At 63.1% G+C, this 17,645-nt stretch carries 17 protein-coding genes; 11 read left to right on the forward strand and 6 right to left on the reverse strand.

Going from position 1 to position 17,645, the window contains the following annotated elements:
- Positions 1–7: 7 nt before the first annotated feature.
- From ftsX to ftsY, 3 genes are read right to left on the reverse strand one after another with little or no spacing between them, the layout of a single operon-like run.
- Positions 8–913, reverse strand: coding sequence for a permease-like cell division protein FtsX (gene ftsX, locus FGKAn22_RS02565; protein ID WP_343214993.1), 906 nt, complete (start codon positions 911–913; stop codon positions 8–10).
- On the reverse strand, positions 910–1,587 hold the full coding sequence (gene ftsE, locus FGKAn22_RS02570) for a cell division ATP-binding protein FtsE (RefSeq protein ID WP_212786425.1): 678 nt from the start codon (positions 1,585–1,587) through the stop codon (positions 910–912). Before ftsE ends, ftsX begins: the two co-directional genes overlap by 4 nt.
- Complete coding sequence (gene ftsY, locus FGKAn22_RS02575) at positions 1,584–2,543, reverse strand: signal recognition particle-docking protein FtsY (RefSeq protein ID WP_212786426.1); 960 nt, start codon at positions 2,541–2,543, stop codon at positions 1,584–1,586. The genes ftsE and ftsY overlap by 4 nt, the downstream gene beginning before the upstream one ends.
- A 73-nt stretch (positions 2,544–2,616) precedes the next feature.
- Here ftsY and FGKAn22_RS02580 point away from each other — a divergent pair, with 73 nt between their 5' ends.
- From FGKAn22_RS02580 to FGKAn22_RS02600, 5 genes are read left to right on the forward strand one after another with little or no spacing between them, the layout of a single operon-like run.
- Positions 2,617–3,972 carry a M16 family metallopeptidase gene (locus FGKAn22_RS02580; RefSeq protein WP_212786427.1) on the forward strand — a complete coding sequence of 452 codons (1,356 nt, stop codon included), beginning with the start codon at positions 2,617–2,619 and terminating at the stop codon, positions 3,970–3,972.
- The gene (locus FGKAn22_RS02585) at positions 3,962–5,278 is read left to right on the forward strand and encodes a M16 family metallopeptidase (RefSeq protein WP_212786428.1); all 1,317 of its coding nucleotides are present in this window, start codon (positions 3,962–3,964) and stop codon (positions 5,276–5,278) included. The genes FGKAn22_RS02580 and FGKAn22_RS02585 overlap by 11 nt, the downstream gene beginning before the upstream one ends.
- A complete protein-coding gene (gene rsmD, locus FGKAn22_RS02590) occupies positions 5,275–5,817 on the forward strand; it encodes a 16S rRNA (guanine(966)-N(2))-methyltransferase RsmD (protein WP_212787132.1) in 543 nt (180 codons plus the stop codon). The genes FGKAn22_RS02585 and rsmD overlap by 4 nt, the downstream gene beginning before the upstream one ends.
- The gene (gene coaD / locus FGKAn22_RS02595; RefSeq protein ID WP_212786429.1) at positions 5,810–6,280 is read left to right on the forward strand and encodes a pantetheine-phosphate adenylyltransferase; all 471 of its coding nucleotides are present in this window, start codon (positions 5,810–5,812) and stop codon (positions 6,278–6,280) included. Before rsmD ends, coaD begins: the two co-directional genes overlap by 8 nt.
- A 26-nt stretch (positions 6,281–6,306) precedes the next feature.
- Positions 6,307–6,561: a YfhL family 4Fe-4S dicluster ferredoxin gene (locus FGKAn22_RS02600; RefSeq protein ID WP_212786430.1), complete on the forward strand. Its 255-nt coding sequence runs from the start codon at positions 6,307–6,309 to the stop codon at positions 6,559–6,561.
- Positions 6,562–6,637: 76 nt separating this feature from the next.
- Here the strand turns inward: FGKAn22_RS02600 and hemH are convergent, their stop codons facing one another.
- The 3 genes from hemH to FGKAn22_RS02615 all read right to left on the reverse strand — a co-directional run bounded on the left by hemH (position 6,638) and on the right by FGKAn22_RS02615 (position 9,369).
- The gene (gene hemH, locus FGKAn22_RS02605; RefSeq protein ID WP_212786431.1) at positions 6,638–7,726 is read right to left on the reverse strand and encodes a ferrochelatase; all 1,089 of its coding nucleotides are present in this window, start codon (positions 7,724–7,726) and stop codon (positions 6,638–6,640) included.
- Between the two features lie 12 nt (positions 7,727–7,738).
- On the reverse strand, positions 7,739–8,758 hold the full coding sequence (hrcA, locus tag FGKAn22_RS02610; RefSeq protein ID WP_212786432.1) for a heat-inducible transcriptional repressor HrcA: 1,020 nt from the start codon (positions 8,756–8,758) through the stop codon (positions 7,739–7,741).
- Positions 8,759–8,826: 68 nt separating this feature from the next.
- Positions 8,827–9,369 (reverse strand): glycine cleavage system transcriptional repressor, encoded by a 543-nt coding sequence (locus FGKAn22_RS02615; RefSeq protein ID WP_212786433.1) that lies wholly within the window; start codon positions 9,367–9,369, stop codon positions 8,827–8,829.
- 167 nt (positions 9,370–9,536) lie between these two features.
- Between FGKAn22_RS02615 and FGKAn22_RS02620 the strand changes: the two genes are divergently transcribed.
- The 6 genes from FGKAn22_RS02620 (at position 9,537) to recN (ending at position 17,627) form a co-directional block, all read left to right on the forward strand.
- On the forward strand, positions 9,537–10,172 hold the full coding sequence (locus FGKAn22_RS02620; protein ID WP_212786434.1) for a TetR/AcrR family transcriptional regulator: 636 nt from the start codon (positions 9,537–9,539) through the stop codon (positions 10,170–10,172).
- Positions 10,169–11,200, forward strand: coding sequence for an efflux RND transporter periplasmic adaptor subunit (locus FGKAn22_RS02625; RefSeq protein WP_212786435.1), 1,032 nt, complete (start codon positions 10,169–10,171; stop codon positions 11,198–11,200). Before FGKAn22_RS02620 ends, FGKAn22_RS02625 begins: the two co-directional genes overlap by 4 nt.
- Complete coding sequence (locus FGKAn22_RS02630; protein ID WP_212786436.1) at positions 11,197–14,286, forward strand: efflux RND transporter permease subunit; 3,090 nt, start codon at positions 11,197–11,199, stop codon at positions 14,284–14,286. Before FGKAn22_RS02625 ends, FGKAn22_RS02630 begins: the two co-directional genes overlap by 4 nt.
- Positions 14,287–14,408: 122 nt before the next feature.
- Positions 14,409–14,990, forward strand: coding sequence for a YIP1 family protein (locus FGKAn22_RS02635; protein ID WP_212786437.1), 582 nt, complete (start codon positions 14,409–14,411; stop codon positions 14,988–14,990).
- Positions 14,991–15,093: 103 nt separating this feature from the next.
- On the forward strand, positions 15,094–15,966 hold the full coding sequence (locus FGKAn22_RS02640) for an NAD kinase (RefSeq protein WP_212786438.1): 873 nt from the start codon (positions 15,094–15,096) through the stop codon (positions 15,964–15,966).
- Positions 15,966–17,627, forward strand: coding sequence for a DNA repair protein RecN (gene recN / locus FGKAn22_RS02645; RefSeq protein ID WP_212786439.1), 1,662 nt, complete (start codon positions 15,966–15,968; stop codon positions 17,625–17,627). The genes FGKAn22_RS02640 and recN overlap by 1 nt, the downstream gene beginning before the upstream one ends.
- Positions 17,628–17,645 lie beyond the last annotated feature (18 nt).

Consider the following 17,645-nt stretch of genomic DNA (forward strand, 5'->3'; position numbering starts at 1 on the left):
GGGTTCCTTAGCGCTCGATCTGCGACAGGTGGCGTGCCACGGACAGCCAGGCGCCCAGCCAGCCGAGATAGAGCGAGAACAGCAGCAGGGACAGGCTGTCGCCCGGGCTGAGCGGGTGCAGCACGAACTGGCTGGAGTAAAGCTGCGACAGCTCGCCCAGCGGCCGGTTGAGCAGCCACAGGCCGGCGCTCACGATGAGCCAGGCCGCAAGTCCGCCAAGCAATCCTTGCAACGCCCCGAAATACAGGAAGGGGCGGCGGATGAAGCCGTCGGTCGCGCCGATCAGTCGGGAGACCTCAATCTCATCCCGCTGGGTAAGTATCTGCAGGCGGATGGTGTTGAAGGTGACGGCGATCAGCGCGAGGCTGAGCAGGCTGGCGAGGATCAGTACGGCGAGGCGGCCGAACCTGAGCAGGGCCTCGAGCTTGTAGGCCCAGGCGGAATCGAGTTGCGCCTGCTCGACCTTGGGCAGCTTCGCCAGTTCGGCGCGCAAGGCATCCAGCGACTGAGCTTCGTCCGGTTTGGGCGAGACGATGAAGGCATCCGGCAGCGGGTTCCGGTCCAGCCCGCCGATCACGTCGGCCAGCCCGGTGCTGCGCTTGAGCTGCTCCAGCGCACGGTCGCGTGCGACGAATTCGACGCTGGCGACGGCAGGGTGGGAAGAGAGTCTCTGGCGGAGGGAGTCGACGTTGTCCGCCTTCGCATCCATCGCCAGGAACAGGCTGATCTGCGGTGTGCCGGAAAGCTGCTCGACCAGTCCCTGCACATTCTTCAGCAGCACATACATGCCGGCGGGGAGGCTGAGCGCGATGCCGATGACCAGGATGTTGAGCAATCCGCCCAGCTTCGAGGCGAACATGCGGCGCAGGACGCTGCGTAGCACGGCAAGGTGTTGGGTGAGTGCGTGCATCATGCCGGTCCTGAGCCTGTCGAAGTGGGTTGCAACTCCCCCTGTTTGAGCGCCAGCCGGCGTACGCCTGCATCCTGCAGCACGCTTTCGTCGTGGGTGGAGATCAGCAGCGTGACGCCGACCTGATGGAACGAGCGGAAGATGTCCATGATCTCCTGCGCATAGGCTGCGTCGAGGTTGCCGGTCGGTTCGTCGGCCAGCAGGATGGATGGCCGGTTGACGATGGCGCGTGCGATGCACAGGCGCTGTTGCTCGCCGCCGGACAATGCGATGGGATTGGCCTTCTCGCGCTTGAGGAGTCCAACCTTGTCCAGCGCGGCGCGCACACGTTTGGCGCTTTCGCGGTGATCGAAGCCGCAGATCTGCAGCGGTAGCAGCACGTTGTCGAACACGCTGCGGTCAAACAGCAGTTTGTGGTCCTGGAAGATGATGCCGAGGTTGCGGCGCAGGTAGGGCAGCGCGCCGCCCTTGAGCACGCCGACGTTCTGGTTGTTCACCAGCACGCTGCCGGAGTTGGGGCGCTCGATGGCGGCCACAAGCTTGAGCAGCGTGCTCTTGCCTGCGCCGGAGTGGCCCGTCAGGAACACCATCTCGCCTTCGGCGATGTCGAACGAGACGTTCCTCAGCGCCTCGTAGCCGCCGGGATAACGCTTGGATACCTGGTTGAAGCGGATCACGCCTCCAGCCCCAGCAAGGCGGTGACGAAGTCTTCGGCGTCGAATGGGCGCAGGTCGTCCAGTCCCTCGCCCACACCGATGAATCGCACGGGTATCGGGTGCGCCTTGGCGATCGCCGCGATGACGCCGCCCTTGGCGGTGCCGTCCAGCTTGGTCAGGATCAGGCCGGTCACGCCGAGCGCCTCGTCGAATGCCTTGACCTGGGAGAGCGCGTTCTGCCCGGTGTTCGCGTCCAGCACCAGCAGCACCTCGTGCGGCGCCTCGGGCAGCGCCTTGGCGATCACGCGCTTCACCTTCTTGATCTCTTCCATCAGGTGAGCCTGCGTGGTCAGGCGTCCGGCGGTGTCGGCCAGCACCACGTCGATCTTGCGCGCCTGCGCGGCCTGCACCGCGTCGTAGATCACCGCCGCGGCGTCTCCGCTTTGCTGCGCGATCACCGTGACGTTGTTGCGTTCGCCCCAGGTCATCAGCTGTTCGCGCGCCGCCGCGCGGAAGGTGTCGCCCGCCGCGAGCAGCACCGACAGGCCCTGTCCCTGCAGGTATTTGGCCAGTTTGCCGATGGAAGTGGTTTTGCCTGCGCCGTTGACGCCGCACATCATGATTACGTAGGGTTTGTGGGTGTCGGCCTGCAGCGGCTGTGCCAGAGGCTTGAGCAGCTTGAGCAGGCATTCGGCGAGCGCTTCCTTGAGTTGCTCGGCCTCGCTCAGGCGGCGTTCGCGCACGAGGTGGCGCAGGTCGGCGAGCAGCGCGTTGGTCGCGGTCATGCCCACGTCGGCGGTGATGAGGATGGTCTCCAGTTCCTCGTACAGGTCTTCGTCGATCTTGCCGCCGCGGCTGAACAGGTCGGTGATCTGGTTGCCGGTGCGCGCCAGGCCGGACTTGAGGCGCGCGATCCAGCCGCCGTCAGGCTTGGCTTCGGCGGTTGCGGATGAATTCTTTTTCAGGAAACTAAACATTTAGGTGAGGATGAAAATATCGCATAATGCGCGCGGCATTTTATGCCGATTACACCTTAAAGGGCTAGGGACTATGAGGATTTATCTGTTTTGCTTCGCACTGCTGCTGGGGGCCGCCGCGCAGGCCGAGGTGTTCGAGCGCACCCTGCCGAACGGCCTGAAGGTCATCGTCAAGGAGGACCACCGCGCGCCGGTGGTGGTGCAGCAGATCTGGTACAAGGTGGGCAGCATGGACGAGCGCACCGGTGTGACCGGCATCGCGCATGTGATGGAGCACCTGATGTTCAAGGGGACGGCCACCGTGCCGGCGGGCGAATTCTCGCGCCGTATCGCCGCCGCGGGCGGGCGCGAGAACGCCTTCACCAGTTACGACTACACCGCCTATTTCCAGCAGCTGCACAAGTCGAAGCTTCCGCTGGCGATGCAGCTCGAGTCCGACCGTATGCGCAACCTGAGCCTGTCCGCCGGCGAATTCGGCAAGGAGGTCAAGGTGGTGATGGAAGAGCGCCGCCTGCGCACCGACGACGAGGCTCATGCGCTGCTGCAGGAAACGATGATGGCGACGATCTATGAAGAGCACCCCTACCATCATCCGGTGATCGGCTGGATGAACGACCTGGAGTTGCTCACCGTGGGCGACGCCAAGGCGTGGTATGACCGCTGGTATGCGCCGAACAACGCCACACTGGTCGTGGCTGGCGACGTGACATCCGCAGAGGTGTTCGCGCTGGCGCAGCGCTATTACGGCGCGATCCCGAAGCGCACCATGCAGCCGCGCCGGAATTACGACGAGCCGAAGCAGCGCGGCATCAAGCGGCTGGTGGTAAAGGCGCCCGCCGAACTGCCGCACCTGGTGATGAGCTTCCACGCGCCGACTATCAAGGATCCGGCGCAGGACTGGAAACCCTACGCGCTGGAAATACTCGCGGGCGTGCTGGACGGCAACGAATCGGCTCGCCTGAACAAGCACCTGGTGCGTGAGCAGCAGGTCGCCAGCGGCGTGGGCGCGGGTTACGACTCGGTGTCGCGCGGTCCCAGCCTGTTCACTCTTGAAGCGACGCCCACCGAGGGAAAGACGGTGATCGACGTCGAAGTCGCGCTGCGCAAGGAGATCGAGCAATTGGTGAAGGATGGCGTGAGCGAGGAGGAGCTGCAGCGCGTCAAGGCTCAGGTGACGGCGGGCGAAGTGTACAAGCTGGATTCGGTGTTCTACCAGGCGATGCAGATCGGCCAGATGGAAAGCATCGGCTTGGGGCATCGCGCCATCCCGCTGATGCTGAAGAAACTTCAGGCGGTCACAGCCGATCAGGTACGCCAGGTTGCCGAGGAGTTCTTGCTGGACGACAACCTCACCGTTGCGGTGCTCGATCCGCAGCCACTTTCCGGAAAACCGAAACGCCCCTCCCAAGGAGCCACCCATGTTCGTTAAATCTGTCTTCGCCGCGGCCTTGTGCTGTGTCGCGTCCGTCGCCTTCGCCACGCCCAGCATCCAGCACTGGCAGAGCGCCAGCGGTGCGAAGGTGCTGTTCGTCGAGGATCACGACATCCCGATGCTGGACGTGGCGGTGAGCTTCCCCGCCGGCAGTAGCTTCGATACGGCTGACAAATCCGGCGTCGCAGGGCTGACCCACCACCTGCTCGACCTGGGTTCGGAGGGGCTGACCGAGGACGAGATCGCGCGCGGCATGGCGGACGTCGGTGCGCAGTTCGGCGGCAGCTTCGACCAGGATCGTGCGAGCGTGTCGCTGCGTACGCTGAGCAGCGCCGCCCAGCGCGACAAGGCGCTGGACATCATGGCACGTGTGCTGCAGCGCCCGCTGTTCCGCGGGGAGATATTGGCGCGCGAGAAGGCACGCGTGATCGCGGCGCTGAAGGAAGCCGAGACCCAGCCGGAGAGCATCGCCGACAAGGCGTTCCAGAAGGCAGTGTATGGCACGCACCCGTATGCACTGCGGGTCTCCGGCGAGGTCGCCAGCGTGGAGCAGACCTTCGTGCAGGATCTGCGTGCCTTCTATGATGCTCACTATCAGGCCGGCGGGGTGGTGGTCGCCATCATGGGCGATGCATCGCGCGCGCAGGCCGAGGCCATCGCGGAGCAGTTGACCGCGCAGTTGCCGAAGGGGGGCGCCCCGGCCGCGTTGCCACCGGTCGCGACGAAGATCGCTGCGAGCGAGCAGCGTATCGCCCATCCGGCCAGCCAGAGCCACATCCTGGTCGGAGCTCCGGGCATGGCGCGCAGCGACCCGGACTACTTCCCGCTGTATGTCGGCAATTACATCCTTGGCGGCGGGGGCTTCGTCTCGCGCCTGATGAACGAAGTGCGCGAGAAGCGCGGTATGGCCTACAGCGTGTACAGCTACTTTATGCCGATGAAGCAGCCCGGCGCGTTCCAGATCGGTCTGCAGACCAAGAAGGAGCAGGCCGACGAAGCCCTGCAACTGGTGCGCACTACGCTGGCGGAATTCATCGCCAAGGGCCCGACCGAGAAGGAGCTGGTCGCCGCCAAGCAGAACATCGTCGGCGGCTTCCCGCTGCGCATCGACAGCAACCGCAAGATACTCGACTACCTGAGCATGATCGGCTTCTACGACCTGCCGCTGACCTATCTGGACGACTTCCCGCGCAAGGTCGAGCAGGTCAGCGTGGCGCAGATCCGCGAGGCGTTTGCGCGCCACCTCGACCCCAAGGCCATGGCGACGGTGATCGTCGGCGCACCTCAGGGAGAACGAAAATAAATAAGGTACGCATCATCGGCGGCGAGTTGCGCAGCCGCGTCATCACCTTTCCCGACGCGGTCGGCCTGCGCCCCACGCCGGACCGCGTGCGCGAGACGCTGTTCAACTGGCTGGGCCAGACTTTGTACGGGCGTACCTGCCTCGACCTGTTCGCGGGCAGCGGGGCGCTGGGCTTCGAGGCCGCGTCGCGCGGCGCCGAGCAAGTGGTCATGGTGGAGAAAAACCCTGTCGTCGAGAGGGTGTTACGGGACAATATCCGTAAGTTGGGCTGCGCCAATGTAGCCGTACGGGGGCAGGATGGGCTAGAATTCGCGCGCCGTGAAACGCAGCGCTACGATGTGATCTTCCTCGACCCGCCGTTTAACAGTGATTACCTCCCCAAACTGCTGGAAATCCTGCCGCAACGCCTCAGCGAAAACGGCGTGGTGTATATGGAAGCCGGCGCGGGGCTGGACGTGCCACAGCCCTGGCAGGTGCTCAAGTCGGGCAAGGCGGGGCAGGTGCATTACCAATTGATAGGTTTACGCAACAATGATTAAGGTGGTTTATCCCGGGACGTTCGATCCCATCACGCGCGGGCATGAGGACGTGGTGCGTCGCGCCGCGGGACTGTTCGGCGAGGTCATCGTCGCGGTGGCGGAAAGCCGCGTGCAGACCCTGTTCACGCGGGAGGAGCGCGTGAACATGGCGCGCGAGGTATTCGCCGAATTTACCAATGTGCGCGTCGAAGGTTTCAACGGCCTGCTGATGAATTTCGTGAAAGAACACGATGCACGGGTGGTGCTGCGCGGTTTGCGCGCGGTTTCGGATTTCGAGTACGAATTCCAGCTGGCGGGAATGAACCGCAACCTCTATCCCGAGGTCGAAACACTGTTTTTGACGCCGGCAGAGCAGTACACCTTCATCTCGGCCACCATGGTGCGCGAAGTGGCGCGCTTCGGCGGAGATGTCGGCAAGTTCGTTTCGCCCCTGGTGGCGGCAAGATTGCAGCAAAAATATTAGATTGATTTTTAATTGAGGAGAGAACCATGGCACTGATGATTACCGACGAATGTATCAACTGCGACGTGTGCGAGCCCGAGTGCCCGAACGACGCGATTTCGCAAGGCGCAGAGATCTACGTCATCGACCCGAACAAGTGTACCGAATGCGTCGGCCACTACGACACGCCGCAATGCGTGGAAGTGTGCCCGGTGGACTGCATCCCCAAGGATCCCGATCATGCGGAAACCCAGGATCAGTTGCGTGCCAAGTACGAGAAGCTGGTCGCGGCAAAGGGCTAATCCATAGCCTTGTCGTAGTAAAAAGCCCGCCGGAACGGCGGGCTTTTTGTTGTCTATCCAATTCGCTGGAATGAGGCTATTTGGGGGCCCCCATCTCCAGCGCACGCAAGCGGCCCTGTTCCAGTTCCGCCGCATCCGGCTTGACGAGCCAGCCTTGCAGGTTGTCTATCACCAGGTCGGTGAGTGCGTGCATCCAGTCGTTGCGATCGTTGATGCAGGGGATGTAGTGGTATTCGCCGCCGCCCGCATGCTGGAACGTTTCCTTGCCTTCCTGCGCAATCTCTTCCAGTGTCTCCAGGCAATCGGCGACGAAGCCGGGGCAGACGATGTCCATGCGTTTCAGCTTTTGCTTGCCGAGTTCCTTCAGCGTCGCGCCGGTGTAGGGTTGCAGCCATTCGGCGCGGCCGAAGCGCGACTGGAAGGTGACTGCGTATTGCTCGGGTTTCAGTCCCAGTTCCCACGCCAGCAGGCGGCCGGTCTTCTGGCATTCGCAGTGGTAGGGGTCGCCCTGGTCCAGCGATTTTCGGGGCAGGCCGTGGAAGCTCATCACCAGTTTTTCCGGGCGGCCGTTCTTCATCCAGTAATCGTTGATGTTGCCCGCCAGTGCCTTGATGTAGCCGGAATGGTCGTGGAAGTGCTTGATGGTGCGTAGCGCCGGCGTGTTCCGCATCTTCTGCAACTCGCCGTACACGATGTCGGTGACCGTGGCGGTGGTGCTGGCGGCGTATTGCGGATACATCGGCACGACCAGGATGCGCTGGCAGTTCTGCTCCCTGAGTTTGCGCAGCACGGCGGGTATCGAAGGATTGCCATAGCGCATCGCATAGTCCACCACGAAGGGCGCCTGGGCGCGCTCGCCCAGATAGCCCTGCAACAGCGCAGCCTGTTTTTCGGTGTATACGCGCAGCGGCGAGCCTTCCTTCAGCCAGATGCTGGCGTACTTCGCGGCGGATTTTTTCGGGCGCGTGTTGAGGATGATGCCGTTGAGGATCAGCCACCAGATTGCACGCGGCATCTCTACAACGCGCGGGTCGCCGAGGAATTCCTTCAGGTAGGTGCGTACCGCCGGTGTGGTGGGGGCGTCAGGCGTGCCGAGGTTGACCAGCAGGATGCCGGTCTTTTCCGGCGTGCCGTGGGTGAAGCTGGGTTCGGGCAAATATGGCATGTCTGATTGCGGTTAATTTTGGGAAAGCGCATTGCCCAGCAGCTTCGCGGTGATGTCCACGATGGGAATGACGCGCTGGTAGTCCATGCGTTTGGGACCGACCACGGCGAGGGTGCCGACGATCTGGCCGTTTGCGGAATAGGGGGCGGTGATGACGCTGCATTCCTCCAGCGAGGCGAGGCCGGATTCGGCACCGACGAAGATGTGGATGCCCTGTCCCTTGCGGCCCGCTTCCAGCAGTTGCAGCAGCTCGGTCTTCTGTTCGAACAGGCCGAACAGGCCGCGCAGGCGGTTCATGTCGGTGGACAGGTCGTTCACGTGCAGCAGCCGATGCTCGCCGCTGATGACGTAGTCCTCGGATTTCTTCGCCGCCGCCTCGTCGCCGGCGGCGAGCGCCGCGGCCATCAGCGCGCTCATGTCCTGGTGCAGCTGGCGCAGTTCGCCGCGCAGTTTTTCGCGTATCTGCGAGAAGCTGCAACCGATGTAGTTCTGGTTGAGGAAGTTGCCCGCCTCGGTGAGTTGCGACTGGGTGTAATCCCTCTCCATCAGCAGCACGCGGTTCTCCACTTCGCCGTCCGGCATCACGATGATGAGCAGCACGCGCTTCTCGCCGAGCCGCAGGAACTCGATCTGGCGCACGGTCAGTGCTTCGCGACGGGGCGTGGCGACCACGCCGGCGAACTGCGTCAGGTCGGAGAGGATGTTGGAGGCCTGCGCGATGAGCCGCGACGGATTGTCCGGCTGCAACTGGTTCTCCAGCTGCAGCACGCGCGCGCTGTCCAGCGGCTGGGTCACCAGCATGGTGTCGATGAACAGCCGGTAGGCCATGCCCGTCGGGATGCGTCCGGCGGAGGTGTGCGGGCTGCTGACCAGTCCGATGTCCTCGAGGTCGGACATGACGTTGCGGATGGTGGCCGAGCTGACTTCGAGGCCGGAGTACTGCTGGAGGGTGCGCGAACCGACCGGCTGGCCGTCGCTGATGTAGCGTTCCACCAGGGTCTTGAGCAGGATCTGTGCGCGTTCGTTAAGCATGGCGGGATTCTATCACCAGCGGATTCTTGGCGTTGATTGGCCCGCGCCAGTCCGAGTTTATGCAAGCATCACCGTACCGGCTCGAAGGTCGCATCCAGATTCAGATCGTCGCAGTAATCGAGGAAATCGCCGCGCAGGTTGGCGATGTGGACATCGGCCGGGATACCCACCGTCATGACGACGGAGAACATCGGCGCGCCGGTATGCGGCGCGGGATAGATGCTGGTCTGCAATTCCTCGATGTTGATGCCGCTGCGGGAGAAGAACGCCGACAGGCTGCGCACGATGCCAGGGCGATCTACGGTCACGAGTTCCACGCTATAAGGGACAGCAGGCTTGGTCCGCTCGCGCTTGCGGGTGCGCTCGTGGATGATGGTGAGGCCCAGTTGCGCGCCCAGGGACGTCATTTGCGTCTCCAGTTTGGATAGCGCATGCCAGGGGCCGGATACCAGCATGATGAGGGCGAATTGCCCACCCAGCACGGACATCCGGCTCTCTTCGATGTTGCAACCGCTGTCGGAGATCCTGCCTGACAGCCGCTCGACGAGGCCGATCTTGTCTTCGCCAGAGGCGGTGATAACCAGGTAATTGTTTTCGGTTTCCGTGTTCATGGTTGGCTGGATGGCATTTCGATTCGAGTTGAGAAGCCCTCGATTGTAGATGGTTTGCCTGGATGGGCGGCAAGCAATTGATCCGGCATGAATTTAAAGATAATCGGCGTTGACAGACTCCGGGCGGGTCTTTACATTACTGACTGGTCAGTCAGTATCTTTTCACCATGAATCAGGATGTTGCAACTTCACCACGCCAGCGCCGCAAGCAAGCGCGTCCCGCCGAACTGCTCGCGGCGGCGCTGGACCACTTCGTCGAGCGCGGCTTCGCCGCCACGAAACTGGATGACGTCGCGGCCCAGGCCGGCGTGTCCAAGGGCACTTTATACCTTTACTTCGACAGCAAGGAAGAGCTGTTCAAGGCGGTGATCCGCCAAGGCATCTTCCCGGTGCTCGATCAGGGCGAGGCGATGTTGGTGCAGCACGATGGTGACGCGCGTTCGCTGTTGCAGGGGTTGCTGTTGCGCTGGTGGGAGCTGGTCGGCGCGACACCGCTGGGCGGTATCTCCAAGTTGATGATCTCCGAGGCGGGCAACTTTCCCGATGTCGCTCAATATTACTACGAGCACGTCATCGTGCGCGGCCGCAATCTGCTGCGCCAGGCGCTGGAGCGCGGCATCGCGGCCGGAGAGTTCCGTGCCGTGGACATTGAATCGGCTATCGACGTGATCTTTGCGCCCGTGATGATGCTGACAATCTGGCGTTATTCGCTGGCCCCTTGCGGTTGCGGCAGACAAGATCCGGAAACCTATCTGCGTACCCACCTGGATTTGCTGTTGAATGGATTGGAGAAGAAACAATGAAGAAGACACTCCCGTTCCTGATCGTTGTCGCGCTCGCCGCCTGCGGCAAGGAAGAAGCTCCGCCCGCCAAGATCGAGCGCCCCGCGCTGACCCATGTGGTGGGTACGCAGGCGGCTCATGCCGGCAACATATACAGCGGCGAGATCCGCGCGCGGCACGAGGTGCAGTTGGGGTTCCGCATCGGCGGCAAGATCGTCGAGCGGCTGGTGGATGCGGGCGAGACTGTCAAGGCTGGGCAGCCGCTGGCACGGCTGGATGCTGCCGACACTGCTCTGCAGGCGAGTGCGGCAGAGTCACAATACCAATTGGCCGAGGCCGATGCGAAACGTTATCGCGAACTGCGCGCACGAGGTTTCGTCAGCCAGGCCGCGCTCGACGCGAAAGAGACCGCGCTCAAGGCCGCCGCCGCGCAGGCCGGTCTGGCTCGCAACCAGGCTGCCTACACCACATTGCGGGCCGATCGCAGCGGCGTGGTCGCGGCGACACTGGCGGAAGCAGGGCAGGTGGTGAGCGCCGGTCAGCCGGTGCTGCGTGTGGCGCAGGAGGGCGAGCGCGAAGTGGCGATCTCCATACCGGAGTCGCAACTGGCGGGACTGAAGCTGGGAGCACCCGCGGAGATCACCCTGTGGGCGAGTGACGGCGAAACGCGTTTCACGGGGCGCTTGCGCGAACTCGCGCCCGCCGCCGACTCGGTCAGCCGCACCTATCCGGCGCGCGTTGCGCTGGATAAGGTCGCCGCGGGTTTGGCACTGGGCATGACGGCGAGTGTTAGCTTCGGTGGCGCCGACAAGAACGGCCGCTTCATCGTGCCACTCACGGCGATCTTCCAGCAGGGCGACAAGTCGGCGGTATGGATCGTCGAGGCAGACCGCAGCCTCAGCCTGCGCCCGGTACAGGTTGCGGCCTATCGCGATGACGGCGCGGTGATCGCCGGTGGCCTCGCAGCCGGAGAACGCATCGTCGGCGCCGGGGTGCACAAGCTCAGCGTGGGCGAGAAGATCCGTATCGTCGAAAGCGGCGCGAAATGAAGCGACTGCCCAACCTTTCCAGCTGGGCGCTGACGCACCAGCAGATGGTGCTGTATCTCATCATCGTGCTGATGACGGCGGGCGCGATCTCCTACTTCAAGCTCGGGCGTGCGGAAGACCCCGACTTCACTTTCAAGGTGATGGTGGTGCGCACGCTGTGGCCGGGCGCTTCGGCGCAGGAAGTGGAGCGCGAGCTGACCGAGCGCATCGAGAAGAAGCTGCAGGAGACGGCGTGGGTGGACGTGCTGCAGTCGGCCTCCAAACCTGGAGAGTCGCTGGTGTTCGTGATCCTGAAGGACTACACACCCAAGCCCGAGGTGCCCGAAGCCTGGCGTCAGATACGCAAGAAGCTCGACGATATCCGCCACACCTTGCCCGCGGGCGTACAGGGGCCGTTCCCCAATGACGAGTTCGGCGACGTGCAGATCAACATCTTTGCTTTGACCGGCGACGGCTTCGATGTCGCCGCGCTGCGCCGCCATGCGGACCATATCGCGCTAGAACTTAGGCGAGTGCCCGACGTGAAGCGCGTCGAACTGATCGGCGTGCAGGACGAAAAGATCTACATCGACGTGACGCCCAACCGGCTTGCGAGCATGGGAGTCAGCGTGCAGCAGATAGCCGAGGCTTTGCAGAAACAGAACGCGGTAAGCCCCGCAGGATTCATCGAGACGGCCAGCGACCGCATCCGGCTGCGCGTGAGCGGCGCGTTCGACAGCGTGGAGCGGGTGCGCGATGCCGATCTGCTGGTGAACGGCCAGCACCTGCGCCTCGGCGACATCGCCAAGGTGAGCCGCAGCCTGGCCGATCCGCCCGCGCCGCAGATGCGCGTCGCGGGCCGGCCCGCGATCGGCCTCGGCGTGGTGATGGCCAAGGGCGGCAACGTGATCGACCTCGGCGAGAACCTGCAACAGGCGATGAAGAACATTTCGGCCGATCTGCCGGCGGGCATCGACGTGCACGTGGTCGCCAACCAACCGGAGGTGGTGCACGGTTCCATCCACCTGTTCGAGAGCTCGCTCACCGAGGCGATCCTGATCGTGCTGGCGGTGTCGTTCCTGAGCCTGGGCTGGCGCACCGGCACCGTGGTGGCGCTGTCCATTCCGCTGGTGCTGGCGATCACCTTCTTCCTGATGAAAGTGTTCGGTATCGATCTGCAGCGCATCTCGCTGGGTGCGCTGGTGATCGCGCTCGGCCTGCTGGTGGATGACGCCATCATTGCGGTGGAGATGATGGTGGTGAAAATGGAGCAGGGCTGGGACCGCTTCAAGGCGGCGACATTCGCCTATACCTCGACTGCGTTCCCCATGCTCACCGGTACGCTGATCACTGCCGCGGCGTTTACGCCGGTCGGCTTCTCCAAGTCGGCGGCGAGCGAATACACCATTTCCATCTTCCAGGTGGTGACCATCGCGCTGCTGACTTCGTGGATCGTCGCGGTGGTGTTCACGCCATACCTCGGCTACAAGCTGCTCGACCCCAAGAAGCTGATCGCCCGTGCGCAGCGCCACGGCGAGGATATCTACGACACGCCGTTCTACCGCCGCTTCCGCGCGCTGGTAACTTGGTGTCTGCGCAACCGCTGGAAGGTCATCCTCGCCACGGTGCTGATCTTCATCCTGTCGATGGCGCTGTTCGGCAAGTTCGTGCAGAAGCAGTTCTTCCCCTCAGCTAACCGGCTGGAGCTGATGGTGGACGTGTGGCTGCCGCAAGGCGCGTCGCTCAAGGCCACAGCGCACGAAGTCGAGCGCATCGAGCAACTGCTCAAGGGCGACACGGCGGTGGACTACTACTCGGCCTACGTCGGCAACGGCGCGCCGCGCTTCGTTCTGTCGCTCGATCAACAGCTGTTCGCCGATAACTTCGGCCAGTTCGTCATCGTCACCAAGGGACTGAAGGAGCGCGAGGACCTGAAGAAGCGGCTCGAAGAACGTTTCGCCGCCGACGATTACTCGCACCTGCGCCTGCGCGTCGTGCGCCTCGAAAACGGCCCGCCTATCGGCTACCCGGTGCAGTTCCGCGTGATGGGCGACGACCTCGGGAAGATACGCGAGATTGCCGAACAGGTCGCGGCGATGATGCGCGCCAATGAGCATCTGCAGAACGTCAATTTCAACTGGAACGAGAAGGTCAAGAGCGTGCGTGTCGAGGTCGATCAGGACAAGGCGCGGCGCTTGGGTACTTCCAGTCAGGAGGTCGCGCAGGCCTTGCAGGGCTGGCTTAACGGCGTCGCGCTCACCCAATACCGCGAGGGTGACCAGTTGATCGACGTGGTATGGCGCGGTGGGGCGGACAGCGATAGCCGTTCGCTGGAGCGCCTGCCCGACATCGACATTCCGCTCGCGGGCGGACGCCATGTGCCGCTGGCACAGGTGGCGAAGCTGGTGCCGGTGCAGGAGGAGGGCATCATCTGGCGGCGCAACCGATTGCCGACCATGACCGTGCGCGCCGACATAACGGACAAGGTACAGCCCGCGACGGTGTCGGTGCAGCTCGACAAGCAGTTCGACGAACTGCGCGCGAAGCTGCCGACGGGCTATCGCATCGAGATGGGCGGCAGCATCGAGGAATCCGCCAAGGGGGAGACCGCCATTGCCGCCGTGATGCCGCTGATGCTGGTCGGCGTCATCACCCTGCTGATGGTGCAGTTGCAGAGCATCAGCCGCACCGTGATGGTGCTGCTCACCGCGCCGCTTGGTCTGATCGGAGTCGCGCTCGCGCTGCTGGTGTTCCGGGTGCCGTTCGGCTTCGTCGCCAACCTCGGCTTCATCGCGCTGGCGGGGATGATCATGCGCAACTCGGTGATCCTCGTGGACCAGATCCGCCAGGACGAAGCGGCGGGCAAGACGCAATGGGACGCCATCGTCGGCTCCACCGTGCGCCGCTTCCGGCCCATCGTGCTAACCGCAAGCGCGGCCATCCTTGCGATGATCCCGCTGACGCGCCAGGTGTTCTGGGGGCCGATGGCGGTGTCCATCATGGGCGGCCTGGTGGTCGCCACGCTGCTGACCTGCTTGTTCCTGCCGGCGCTATATGCGGCGTGGTTCAGGGTCCGCGAGCATGAGCCGCAGGTTTCCCAAGGTTGATCGCCGTTCGCCCAAGCGAACGGGACTCTATCTAGTTATTTTTACCTATGAATACCCTGAAACTATTGTCGGTTATTGGGACCTAAAGTGTCACTTAATACTTCCGGAATAGGAGGTTTATCATGGCACAACTTCATACTCCCCACTCTACGATGTGGGATACCTTCACGCACAGTCATATGTCGGTGCTGACGCTGTTCTTGTTCTATGCAGTGCCGCTGTCCGTGGTTCCGCCGGCAATGATCTATTACGCCGGAATCACGTATGGCGGGCATTTATTGCCTGCGCTGAGTCTTGTACAGCTTGAAGCCATCGGCATGGTGTTTTTCCTTGCCGAATTGGCGATGACCTTCGTGGTCGCATACGTCATTCAGCGACTGGGCGACGTGATAGACATCAAGCCCGCCTTTGAGGATTGCTACAAGCTGGCAGTGGTGGTGCCGACGCCGTTATGGCTTGCGCCGCTGTTCCTGTTCATCCCCAGTTTCATGCTCAACCTCACGGTCATTTCCCTGGCGTTGATATTCTCCGGCATGCTGATCTTCTATAACGTGCCGGCTATCCTCAAGGTCGAGGAAAAGGGCCATGCCATATTGCTTTCAGGCTCTATCCTGGCCGCCGGAGCGGTGGCATGGGCCGTAATGATGTATATCACGCTGCTGAGTTGGAGCTTTGTTGGCGCCAGCCTGATGCTCGTGATCTGAACCAGGCAGCCTCTTCAGGCTGGAGAGAGGGGAAGATGAAAGTCTTCCCCGCTTTCGCTGTCCGTCTTTGTCTTTCATGGGGCGATATGCTTTAATCGCGCCCATGAAATTCCCCTTCCAGAACGTCGCGCTGATCGGCAAGCACAAGGCCCCGGATATTGCGGAGCCATTGCTGCGTCTGGCTGCCTTCCTGTCGTCCAGGGGATTGAATGTGGTGGTGGACAGCCTGACTGCCGAGCACATCGAGGACAATCCCTACCCGGTGATGGCGCTGAATGAAATGGCCAGCACGATGGATCTGGCGATCGTGATCGGCGGCGACGGCACCATGCTGAACATCGCGCGCACCCTTTCTCCCTACCGTATCCCGCTGGTCGGGGTGAACCAGGGGCGGCTGGGCTTTCTTACCGACCTGACGCTGGATAACATGCAGGACACCATCTCGGCGATGCTGGAGGGCAAGTTCGTCACCGAGCAGCGCCTGCTGCTGACGGCTAGCGTGTTGCGCAACGATCAGGAGATATTCAGCGGACTGGCCTTCAACGAAGTGGTGGTGCATCGCAGCAGCATCAGCAGCATGGTCGAGTTCGAGGTGCGCATCGACGGCGAATACCTCTATAACCAGCGCGCAGACGGCCTGATCATCTCGACCCCCACCGGCTCGACGGCGTACGCCCTGTCGGCGGGCGGGCCGATCATTCATCCCGGCCTCGACGTGCTGGAGCTGGTGCCGGTCTGCCCGCACACGCTGAGCAACCGCCCGCTGGTGGTGAAGAGCACCTCGGTGCTGGAACTGCTGATGCACCGCACCGGCGACATCCGCGTGCGCTACGACAGCCACACCCATTACGACCTGGAGCTGCACGACAAACTGGTGGTCACGCGTTATCCCGAGCCTGCCTGTCTGCTGCATCCGGTTGGGCATAGCTACTACCATACCCTGCGCGAAAAGCTGCTCTGGAACCAGACGCTGTAATGCTCAAATTTCTTAGCATCCGCGATTTCGTCATCGTCTCCTCGCTCGAGCTGGATTTTTCTTCCGGCTTCACCGCGCTCACCGGCGAGACCGGTGCGGGCAAGTCCATACTTATAGATGCTTTGTCCCTGGCGCTTGGAGAGCGCGGCGATGCCGCCATGGTGCGCAATGGCAGCGAGCGCGCCGAGATCTCCGCCGAGTTCGATATTTCTGCGCTGCCGCAAATGCGCGCATGGCTGCGCGAGGAGGAGCTGGAAGGCGATGAGGGTGTCTGCCTGCTGCGTCGCGTGCTGGATGCGGGCGGGCGTTCGCGCGGCTTCATCAACGGGCGCACTGCCACCCTGCAGCAGATGCGAGAGGCGGGCGACCAGTTGCTCGATATCCACGGGCAGCATGCCCACCAGTCATTGTTGCGCCCCGATGCACAGCGCGTGTTGCTGGACGGCTACGCGGGCATGGAGGGTGCGGCGGAGCAGGTCGCGACGCTGTACCGCGATTGGCAGGCGCTGCGCCGCAGCCGCATCAGCCTGAGCGAGAACGCCGGCGCGCTGGCATCCGAGCGCGAACTGTTGCAGTTCCAGCGCGACGAATTGCTCAGCCTGAACTTCAATGCGGCGGAATGGGCCGAGACGCAGGTCGACCATGCGCGTCTCGCCCATGCCGCGAGTCTTCTGGAGACTGCAGCGTTCGGCATCGAAACCCTGAGTGAATCCGATTCCGCCTGCCTGGCGCAGCTCAACGCGCTGACTTCGCGCCTGCGCGACGGCATGGCGCATGACGAGAGCCTGGGCGACACTTTGAAGATAATGGAGAGCGCTCAGGCCGAGCTGCAGGAGGCGGTGTACGCGCTGCGCCATTACCAGCAGCGCCTCGACAACGATCCGCAGCGCCTGCGTGAATTGGAGCAGCGCATCCGGGATGTGATGGACGCCGCGCGCAAATACCGCGTTGCGCCGGAGCAGTTGCACGAGGTGTTGCAGCGCATCGAGTCTCGTCTGGAACAACTGGGCGGCGATGCCGATCTGGCCGAACTGGAAAAACAGGAGCAAGCTGCACAGCAGGGATATCTGGCGGAGGCGCGAAAACTGAGTGCGGGGCGCAAGCTGGCCGCCGACAAACTGGCGCATGAGATCACCGCCGCGATGCAGACGCTGGCGATGCAGGGCGGCAGCTTTGCCGTGGCGTTGTTGCCGCTGGCAGAGGGCAATGCCTGCGGGCTGGAGAGCATCGACTTTCAGGTCGCGGCCAATCCCGGCGTGCCACCGCGCAGTCTGGCCAAGGTCGCCTCAGGCGGCGAGTTGTCGCGCATCAGCCTGGCGATCCAGGTTGCCACCAGCCAGGTCGCCAGCGTACCGACGCTGATCTTCGACGAGGTGGACAGCGGCATCGGCGGGCGTGTGGCGGAGATCGTCGGGCATCTGCTCAAGCAGCTGGGGCGCGACTATCAGGTGCTGTGCGTCACCCATCTGCCGCAGGTCGCCGCTGCCGCCGATCACCAGTGGCAGGTGAGCAAGGCGGTGGAGGGCGGCGTCACACTGAGCCACATCGCGGTGCTGGACGATGAACAGCGCATCGAGGAGATCGCGCGCATGCTGGGCGGGGTGACGATCACCGAGACCACGCGCAAGCATGCGGCGGAGATGTTGGGTGCGGTGGGTTGAGGTATCATGCCGCGGCTT

This window comes from Ferrigenium kumadai (assembly GCF_018324385.1).
GTDB classification, from domain to species: domain Bacteria; phylum Pseudomonadota; class Gammaproteobacteria; order Burkholderiales; family Gallionellaceae; genus Gallionella; species Gallionella kumadai.

Bases quoted from the DNA above. Each gene is read 5' to 3' on its own strand.
- FGKAn22_RS02615 (WP_212786433.1), bottom strand. From the start codon at position 9,369: ATGAACACGGAAACCGAAAACAATTACCTGGTTATCACCGCCTCTGGC.
- hemH (WP_212786431.1), bottom strand. From the start codon at position 7,726: ATGCCATATTTGCCCGAACCCAGCTTCACCCACGGCACGCCGGAAAAG.
- FGKAn22_RS02630 (WP_212786436.1), top strand. From the start codon at position 11,197: ATGAAGCGACTGCCCAACCTTTCCAGCTGGGCGCTGACGCACCAGCAG.
- FGKAn22_RS02640 (WP_212786438.1), top strand. From the start codon at position 15,094: ATGAAATTCCCCTTCCAGAACGTCGCGCTGATCGGCAAGCACAAGGCC.
- recN (WP_212786439.1), top strand. From the start codon at position 15,966: ATGCTCAAATTTCTTAGCATCCGCGATTTCGTCATCGTCTCCTCGCTC.
- hrcA (WP_212786432.1), bottom strand. From the start codon at position 8,758: ATGCTTAACGAACGCGCACAGATCCTGCTCAAGACCCTGGTGGAACGC.
- FGKAn22_RS02580 (WP_212786427.1), top strand. From the start codon at position 2,617: ATGAGGATTTATCTGTTTTGCTTCGCACTGCTGCTGGGGGCCGCCGCG.
- coaD (WP_212786429.1), top strand. From the start codon at position 5,810: ATGATTAAGGTGGTTTATCCCGGGACGTTCGATCCCATCACGCGCGGG.
- FGKAn22_RS02600 (WP_212786430.1), top strand. From the start codon at position 6,307: ATGGCACTGATGATTACCGACGAATGTATCAACTGCGACGTGTGCGAG.
- ftsY (WP_212786426.1), bottom strand. From the start codon at position 2,543: ATGTTTAGTTTCCTGAAAAAGAATTCATCCGCAACCGCCGAAGCCAAG.
- ftsX (WP_343214993.1), bottom strand. From the start codon at position 913: ATGATGCACGCACTCACCCAACACCTTGCCGTGCTACGCAGCGTCCTG.
- FGKAn22_RS02585 (WP_212786428.1), top strand. From the start codon at position 3,962: ATGTTCGTTAAATCTGTCTTCGCCGCGGCCTTGTGCTGTGTCGCGTCC.
- FGKAn22_RS02625 (WP_212786435.1), top strand. From the start codon at position 10,169: ATGAAGAAGACACTCCCGTTCCTGATCGTTGTCGCGCTCGCCGCCTGC.
- FGKAn22_RS02620 (WP_212786434.1), top strand. From the start codon at position 9,537: ATGAATCAGGATGTTGCAACTTCACCACGCCAGCGCCGCAAGCAAGCG.
- FGKAn22_RS02635 (WP_212786437.1), top strand. From the start codon at position 14,409: ATGGCACAACTTCATACTCCCCACTCTACGATGTGGGATACCTTCACG.